The 7,248-nt window shown below is 44.3% G+C and carries 11 protein-coding genes and 5 pseudogenes; 13 read left to right on the top strand and 3 right to left on the bottom strand.

Translation table 11 applies throughout. The features are described from left to right. Positions 1-71 precede the first annotated feature (71 nt). Together ACXAC4_RS20025 and ACXAC4_RS20020 are read right to left on the bottom strand one after the other, a co-directional pair. A pseudogene (locus ACXAC4_RS20025) lies at positions 72-848 on the bottom strand (LacI family DNA-binding transcriptional regulator); the annotation flags it as partial. Positions 849-1,004: 156 nt separating this feature from the next. Further along, positions 1,005-1,151 (bottom strand): YqzM family protein, encoded by a 147-nt coding sequence (locus ACXAC4_RS20020; protein ID WP_475164946.1) that lies wholly within the window; start codon positions 1,149-1,151, stop codon positions 1,005-1,007. Positions 1,152-1,501: 350 nt separating this feature from the next. Between ACXAC4_RS20020 and ACXAC4_RS20015 the strand changes: the two genes are divergently transcribed. From ACXAC4_RS20015 to ACXAC4_RS20000, 4 genes are all read left to right on the top strand, one after another. Continuing rightward, positions 1,502-1,753, top strand: coding sequence for a hypothetical protein (locus ACXAC4_RS20015; protein ID WP_475164945.1), 252 nt, complete (start codon positions 1,502-1,504; stop codon positions 1,751-1,753). 14 nt (positions 1,754-1,767) lie between these two features. Further along, a complete protein-coding gene (locus ACXAC4_RS20010; protein WP_475164944.1) occupies positions 1,768-1,995 on the top strand; it encodes a hypothetical protein in 228 nt (75 codons plus the stop codon). Between the two features lie 101 nt (positions 1,996-2,096). Beyond that, a complete protein-coding gene (locus ACXAC4_RS20005) occupies positions 2,097-2,333 on the top strand; it encodes a hypothetical protein (protein ID WP_475164942.1) in 237 nt (78 codons plus the stop codon). Positions 2,334-2,355: 22 nt separating this feature from the next. Continuing rightward, complete coding sequence (locus ACXAC4_RS20000) at positions 2,356-2,475, top strand: hypothetical protein (RefSeq protein WP_475164941.1); 120 nt, start codon at positions 2,356-2,358, stop codon at positions 2,473-2,475. 259 nt (positions 2,476-2,734) lie between these two features. Here the strand turns inward: ACXAC4_RS20000 and rpsT are convergent, their stop codons facing one another. Continuing rightward, positions 2,735-2,959 carry a 30S ribosomal protein S20 gene (gene rpsT / locus ACXAC4_RS19995; protein ID WP_475164938.1) on the bottom strand — a complete coding sequence of 75 codons (225 nt, stop codon included), beginning with the start codon at positions 2,957-2,959 and terminating at the stop codon, positions 2,735-2,737. A gap of 265 nt (positions 2,960-3,224) precedes the next feature. Here rpsT and ACXAC4_RS19990 point away from each other — a divergent pair. The 9 genes and pseudogenes from ACXAC4_RS19990 to ACXAC4_RS19950 all read left to right on the top strand — a co-directional run. Continuing rightward, positions 3,225-3,425 (top strand): annotated as a pseudogene (locus tag ACXAC4_RS19990) (GPR endopeptidase); the annotation flags it as partial. Next, positions 3,361-3,519 (top strand): annotated as a pseudogene (locus ACXAC4_RS19985) (GPR endopeptidase); the annotation flags it as partial. The pseudogenes ACXAC4_RS19990 and ACXAC4_RS19985, both read left to right, overlap by 65 nt. Positions 3,520-3,536: 17 nt before the next feature. Next, the gene (locus ACXAC4_RS19980) at positions 3,537-3,692 is read left to right on the top strand and encodes a GPR endopeptidase (protein ID WP_475164948.1); all 156 of its coding nucleotides are present in this window, start codon (positions 3,537-3,539) and stop codon (positions 3,690-3,692) included. After that, positions 3,692-3,967, top strand: a complete 276-nt coding sequence (locus ACXAC4_RS19975; RefSeq protein ID WP_475164937.1) for a GPR endopeptidase — start codon at positions 3,692-3,694, stop codon at positions 3,965-3,967. The genes ACXAC4_RS19980 and ACXAC4_RS19975 overlap by 1 nt, the downstream gene beginning before the upstream one ends. Continuing rightward, the gene (locus tag ACXAC4_RS19970) at positions 3,936-4,100 is read left to right on the top strand and encodes a GPR endopeptidase (RefSeq protein ID WP_475164935.1); all 165 of its coding nucleotides are present in this window, start codon (positions 3,936-3,938) and stop codon (positions 4,098-4,100) included. Before ACXAC4_RS19975 ends, ACXAC4_RS19970 begins: the two co-directional genes overlap by 32 nt. Then, a complete protein-coding gene (locus ACXAC4_RS19965) occupies positions 4,066-4,164 on the top strand; it encodes a GPR endopeptidase (protein ID WP_475164934.1) in 99 nt (32 codons plus the stop codon). The genes ACXAC4_RS19970 and ACXAC4_RS19965 overlap by 35 nt, the downstream gene beginning before the upstream one ends. 648 nt (positions 4,165-4,812) lie before the next feature. Then, positions 4,813-5,214 (top strand): stage II sporulation protein P, encoded by a 402-nt coding sequence (locus ACXAC4_RS19960; RefSeq protein ID WP_475164933.1) that lies wholly within the window; start codon positions 4,813-4,815, stop codon positions 5,212-5,214. A gap of 11 nt (positions 5,215-5,225) precedes the next feature. Then, positions 5,226-5,801, top strand: a pseudogene (locus ACXAC4_RS19955) (stage II sporulation protein P). Positions 5,802-5,923: 122 nt separating this feature from the next. Beyond that, positions 5,924-6,667 (top strand): annotated as a pseudogene (locus ACXAC4_RS19950) (GTP-binding protein); the annotation flags it as partial. Between the last annotated feature and the right edge of the window lie 581 nt (positions 6,668-7,248).

Genomic DNA, 7,248 nt, shown 5'->3' with positions numbered 1-7,248 from the left:
TATAACCTACTGGTTCAGTTACGTATTGCTAAGGTTAACGACGGTTAGATTCACCTCTTACACAGCACCTCCGCGATCAAGTCGCACGCTGCACAAATCGCATCAAATTCCACGCCTGAGTCGAGCAATTTTTTCGCTGCATCATAACCTGCTTCTTCAGTATACAAAGCGTTTATTTGCAGCTTCTCATCAACCTTAATACCAAGCTCTTCAAGCGCTGCACAATGGCCTTTATATCGGTCGAAAAACTCCGGCGCATGGCTTGAAGCTGTACCTAAGAAAGCCAATTTTTTACGGCCTTGCTTCAATACATGTTGCGTGATTTCTTTACCACCCGCAAAGTTGTCACAGCCAATTGCAGAGCCTTTGAGTTGATCTTCACCCACACCCCAGCGCACATAATGCGTGCCTTGTGCTGACAGTTTTGTTAGCTTTTCAGCAAAGTCGACATAGTCACCATAGCCCAGCAAAATGAGACCATCAGCTTTGTTACTGTCTTCAAAATCGGCATGCCAATCGTTACTGGCTTGCTGAAACGAGACTAATAAGTCATAACCTCTATCTGCACAGGCACGAGTAATGCTGCCCAGCATAGACAAAAAGAAAGGATTAATGGCTGAACCATCGTCGGTTGGGTCTTCAAAAAGTAACAAGGCCAACGTATCACTGTGTTGAGAACGCAGATTACTGGCGTTTTTATCAACTTTGTAATTCAGTTCTTTGGCAATTTTTTGCACTTTTTCACGGGTTTCTTGGTTCACCAAAGGGCTATTACGCAAAGCGCGCGAGACCGTTGATTGCGACACCCCAGCAAGGTAAGCGATATCGAAAGACGTTGCTTTTTTCACAGACTAAACTCGTAGTTAAACTCACCTAAGAATATACCTGAGTAGACCTTTTATGTGTAGTTAAAAGCACAGGATTGATTAGTAAAGTAAAAACGGTTCTTTGTTGAAGGCGGGACTTTATGGTCTAAAAAGTATTATGTAGCCTACTTCGTTCAGTTACGTATTGCTAAGGTTAAACAGCATCAATGTTTGGCTAGTTGCAGCACCTAAGATAACGAAGAAAACAAATGAAAATACAAACCCTAATCCAGAGTCGATCACATCATTAGTTTTGGATTGAATATCGTTTTTGAACTCGTTCACTGTTACCCCTCCTATATCAATTACTAAGTATAGTCCATTTTTACCCAAAAATCTACATTTACCGGGCATGAAAACGAATTTTATTGAGTGATTCATACCTTTCCCACTCCTAGCAAGACTTGTCACAGATAATTCTTACGTAAGCGGTCAAACTAAACGCAAGAGAGGAACAACATCGTCCTCTTCAAAAGCTCCCGGGGCTTTTGGAATGGCGTTTATATAGATGGTTCATACGGCGATGATCAGCACACCATTTTGACAGAAATTCGAAAGAAACATAAAATGGTGACACTGAGTTCCCCTTCATGGGGCGCCGTACTCTTTTTTTATAAAGGAAGGACAACCACTTTATGGTCAATGTAAAACAATCACAAGTGTACTTATTATATGGAGAAGAATCCTATCTGATTCAAGAACATAAGAATAAAATTATTGAAAAGACGTTAAAAAAAGAAGACCGGGAGTTTAATATATCCCAGTACGATTTAGAAGAGACGCCTATAGAGGATGTTGTTACAGATGCAGAAACCTTTCCGTTTCTTGGTGAAGGAAAAGTCGTCATCGCTCATCAGTCCTGTCTTTTTAAAGGCGAAGCCAGATAAGCTTCCAATTGAGCATGACACAGACAGTCCTGTTAGAATATCTGCAAAATCCAGCAGAATACACGGTGCTAATTTTAATTGCTCCTTATGAAAAGCTTGATGAACGGAAAAAATTGTTCAAGCAATTAAAGAAGAATGGAGAAGTCATCAGCTGCCAGCCGGTCAAAGAGTGGGATGTTGACAAGTGGGTCCAAACCTTAGCGAACGATTTACATATCACCGTTCCGCCAGGATATTCATGAACTTTTCACTCAGGAAATTGGAGCGAACCTAATGGCCCTTAGAAAGGAAATGGAAAAGCTTAGCTCTGTATGTAGGAGAAGGAGGCGTTGTTACGAAAGAAGTGGCAGAACAACTCCTTTCACACAGTGCTGAAGCATCTGGGCTTGAAACTTGGTCGATGCCGTTATGGAAAAAGATTTGGGAAGAGCGATCCGGATTTATAAGGATCTTGGAGAAACTAAATGAAGAGCCGATTGCGTTAACGGCTCTCCTTGCTTCCCAGTTCAGAATTATTAGTCAGGCGAAAGTACTTAAAGCAGAAAGGGTATGCTCAAAATCAAATGAAAAGCTATATTAAAGCACATCCTTACGTCATAAAAATGGCGCTGAAAAGGGAGCGTGCCTTCACGCAACAAGAGCTGGACCAAATTATGAAGCAACTGGCAGAAACCGATCATAACTCTGAAGCAGGGGAAGATGGAGAAGTCACTGGCTTTTGAAATGCTTCTTATATCGATTGATCCACATTAAACAACAAGCACCCGTCTCTACCTAGTCTACACGCACACTCTCTTCAAAGGAGTGATCAATAACGAAGCCTTCAGTCAAAACGTACCGTGAATGAAAAGAAGCCCTCCGATATCTTCGGAGGGCTTCTCTTCATGTAAAAACGACCCATTCAAGAAAGAAGGATCGTCTGTTGGTCATAAATTACGAATGAATTATAATGCGTTGACAAGTTTAGTTAGGCGGGATTTTTTACGGTTCCCTGTATTTGTGGTGAAGGGCGCCACGTTGAACAGCTTTGTCGATTTTCTTAACAGCTGTAGGAAGTGCTTCTTTCGCGTTCTCTACATCTTTGCTATCAACAAGCTTTTCTACACGTTTAACCGCTGTACGCATGTCAGATTTGAACGCTGCATTCAAGGCACGAGCGTCATCATTCGTACGTACACGTTTTTTCGCTGATTTAATATTAGGCATAGTTTCACCTCCTAGGTAAAAACAAAAGACTCATTCATATCGAACAAGAGACATTTTACCAGAGCAGTGCGCTGTTTTCAATACTTATCTCATATACCCATCCTTCATCATTTGCATAGTTTTGATCTGCCTTGGGAGAAGATTTTCATTAAGGAGGTTGAATTGAATGGAGGAAAAATTCGACTACTCGTTGAGAACGGACCTGGCATCTGGAAGCACAGGAAATGAATGTCAAAGATGAACCTGCAATCCTCAGACTACTGACGGGGTGGAAGTTCATGAAAATGAAAAAAATGAAATTAAAATTACGTATGTGACTGTAGATGAAGCAGGAGCTGAACGAATTGGAAAAAAGGCGGGGCATTATGTAACGTTGGAATCACTGGCTATCCGAAAGCAGGATCATCGACCTGCAAGTAAACTTATCGAAAACGTTATCCGGTCAACTGAGAAAATTAATGAGTGAGTGTGGGATCAAGGAGATGGACAGGGGGCTGATTGTTGGCCTTGGGAATCAGAATGTGACTCCGGATGCCTTAGGGCCATTGGTAACGCGAAGAAGTCTATGTGACCAGTCATCTTATTTGAACTTCATCCGGAAACCGTTTCGGAAGGGTATCGACCTGTGTCTGCTTTTACACCTGGGGTCATGGGAGTGACAGGAATAGAGACGAGTGATATGGTTCATGGGATTATTGAAGAGACCAAGCCTGATTTCGTATCTAGTCATTGATGCCCTTGCTTCTACGATCAATCAACCGCATTAATGCGACGATCCAACTTTCAGATACGGGAATACATCCAGGGCTCTGGTGTGGGAATAAGCGGAAAGAGATCAGCCGGGAAACGTATGGGATACCTGTCATCTCCATTGGTGTTCCTACTGTAGTGGACGCCGTTACCATTACGAGCGATGCGATTGATTATGTCCTTAAACATTTTGGCAGGGAATGGAAGGAAAAGGATCGACCATCCAATGCGTCTGTCACCCGCTATGAACCCTTTTGAAAGAAAGACATTGACAGAGGAAGATCATCCCGATGAGGAACAAAGCAAAGCGGTTATGGGCATGTTCGGTCAGTTACAGGAAGCGAGAAAAGAAGCAATTGATCAAAGAAGTACTAACTCCTCTCGGTCATAATTTGATGGTCACTCCTAAAGAGGTGGACAGTTTTATCACAGGATATGGCCCATGTCATTGCTAAGGGGATCAATGGAGCTCTACACCCAGGAGTGGAAGATGGCGAGGCCCAAGTCTTATTTTAAATAGATGAATTGATAGAGACCGGTTCTATGAAATTCCTCTTTCTCATACCATTTACTAGATAGTGGATGAGAGGGAGGATTTCTTATGTCTCGTTACCCGGATCAAGTGGAAAAAGGCGGATAAAAAAAGCTATAGTGAAACAGCGGGACAAGGTGGGCGATCATCAGTCGTCACTGATTTTGCTTTTATTATTTATCGGGATCGGTGTTCTTACCGGGGCTAAAACGACGTACCGGCATCTATTCCAAGTACGATACAGGAGTGGACAACGAAACTTGAAGGCGGAGTGCCTTTCATATATCTGTTCGAAATGGAAAACCGTGTCGTTTAAGGATGCCCATCCAGAGGGGAATCAGGATTCCTGAGTTTGACGACGTTGTCCTTTCAACTACTTACAAGCCTGACACCGAATGACTCCTCGAAGTCTGCTTGGGAGAGAGATCCCGGGTCTGTCTTCTTACAATAGTCAAATCATCATTGCCGGGAAAGGGACCGACTATTCCACACTTCCTGTTGAATCCGAGCCGCCGTTGATTGTAGATGACCGCGGGGAAGAAGGGGAAGTGGAGGAAAATAATGAAGGTAGATGCGAAGCCTGAAGAGAAACCGGTGGCGAAGAGATCGTGTCTATATTTACCATACTCACAACACTGAATCCTTCTATCCCCATCTTCCTGATGAATCTACGGTCTATGATGGGAAGGTTAATATCACTCTTGTGGGAGAACGTCTGGGCGAAGGTTTAGAAAGAAGAGGGATAGGAACGATTGTTGATACAACAGATGTGGCTGCACTAAGAAGTGAAAACGGTATGGAGTATTATCAATCCTATGACGCTGTAAGACCGGTCGTGGAAGAAGCCCTCAGTCAGAATGGAGACATACAGTACTTGTTTGACCTTCACAGGGATTCACTTTCTAAGGAACACACAACGACAACGATTGATGGGAAAGAATTACGCACGTTTTGCTTTTGTTATCGGGGCTGAACATCCTCAGTATGAACAAAACCTTGCAGCTCGCATCCACCATTCATCAGAAGCTGGAGGAAAAATATCCAGGGATCAGCCGAGGAGTGATTACGAAAAAAGGATCCGGAGTAGATGGTGTATACAATCAGGATTAATCCCAAATGCCATTGCTTGTTGAATTCGGCGGTGTTTACAATCATTTGGATGAATTGTATCGTTCCGCAGATGTCATGGCTGAAGTGTTCAGTGATTTCTACTTTCGAAGACGAAAAAGTCGTCAAGAGACTAACGGAGGAGGGGCGATCATGAAATGGTTGGCAGGTGGACTCATCGTTGTTCATGCGTTTTTATTGCGGGCGCATTTTATGGCATTGAGAAAAACGAATGAAAAGTTGGATAGACCGTGCCCCTGTAGTTACGACACAGAGCTAGAACAGGAAGTAGACCAGGCGAGGCAGACTGCGCCTCTCAACACAGCAAGCCAAACGATCGATGCATGCTTCCACCTCATCATGTCGATTCTGAGACTCCCTGGATCTCCCAACTTGCTGGAGGGATGGGGAAGGGGTGGCTTCACGCTTCAATGTAATGATCGTCGTGCTTAGCCGAAATCATCCAGGCAGGCTAATAAGATTCATATGTTCTATGGGTTTACATTGAATAATGCTTGGCGTATTGCTATAATCAACCTAGATATTTGTGTCGAATTCAGTAGGAGTGATTTAAGTTGACAGCACAATCTAAACAAGAGAGGGTCCGCAATTTTTCGATTATTGCCCATATCGACCACGGGAAATCGACACTTGCTGATCGTATTCTAGAAAAAACAAAAGCCTTAACACAGAGAGAAATGAAGGAACAATTCCTTGATGCGATGGATCTTGAACGTGAACGTGGAATCACGATTAAATTGAACGCCGTTCAATTGTCCTATGAAGCGAACGATGGACAGGATTATACGTTTCACTTAATTGATACCCCGGGCCACGTCGACTTTACATATGAGGTCTCTCGTAGTTTGGCGGCCTGTGAAGGGGCGATTCTCGTCGTAGACGCTGCCCAGGGAATAGAAGCACAGACACTGGCCAATGTGTATCTGGCATTGGAAAATGATTTAGAAATCATCCCTGTCATTAATAAGATCGACCTTCCTGGTGCAGATCCTGAGCGGATTAAACAAGAAATCGAAGATGTGATCGGGATTGATGCATCAGATGCCATTCTTGCTTCTGCTAAAGAAGGCGTAGGAATTGATGAAATTCTGAGAGCGGATTGTGAGTGATATCCCTGCGCCTGAAGGCAATGGAAAGATCCGACGAAAGCTTTGATCTTCGATTCCCTTTATGATTCCTACAGGGGTGTCGTTGCCTATACCTGTGTCCGTGAAGGCTCTATCAAACTTGGCGATAAAATAAGAATGATGGCAACGGGCAAAGAGTTTGAAGTGAACGAACTCGGCGTCTTCCGGCCGGACCCCGACGCACGATGAAAGAACTGACATGTCGGTGATGTCGGTTACTTGACCGCCTACCATCGAACAGCATCGGGGACGCCAGCCGCGTGGGGTGACGCGATCACACTGGCCACCAACCCTGCAGCCGAACCGCTGCCAGGGCTACAAGACGTATGAATCCGATGGTATTCTGTGGGATGTACCCGGTGGACGCCAGCAAATACAACGATCTTACGAGATGCGCCTGGAGCGGCTTCGAACTGAACGACTCCTCCCTGCAGATTCGAAGCCGGAGACCTCCCAGGCGCTCGGGTTTCGGTTTCCGCTGTGGGTTCCTCGGGATGCTGCATATGGAGATCATTCCAGGAACAGGACTCGAGCCCGGAGTACTAAAATCGACCTCATTACAACAGCTACAAGCATGAGATTTATCAGGTGACGAAGCGACAGACGGGGCTGAAATCAATGTCGATAAACCCGTCGATGATGCCTGATAACCAGACATTGGATGAGGTTCAGGAGCCTTTTGTTAAAGCGACAATCATGGTTCCTAACGATTATGTAGGGCCGGTCATGGAAATCTGTCAACGTAAACGTAA

Source organism: Pseudoalteromonas sp. AWM4_233 (assembly GCF_056158285.1).
The sequence above is the reverse complement of the archived record's forward strand: the minus strand, read 5'-3'. Positions and strand labels throughout refer to the sequence as shown.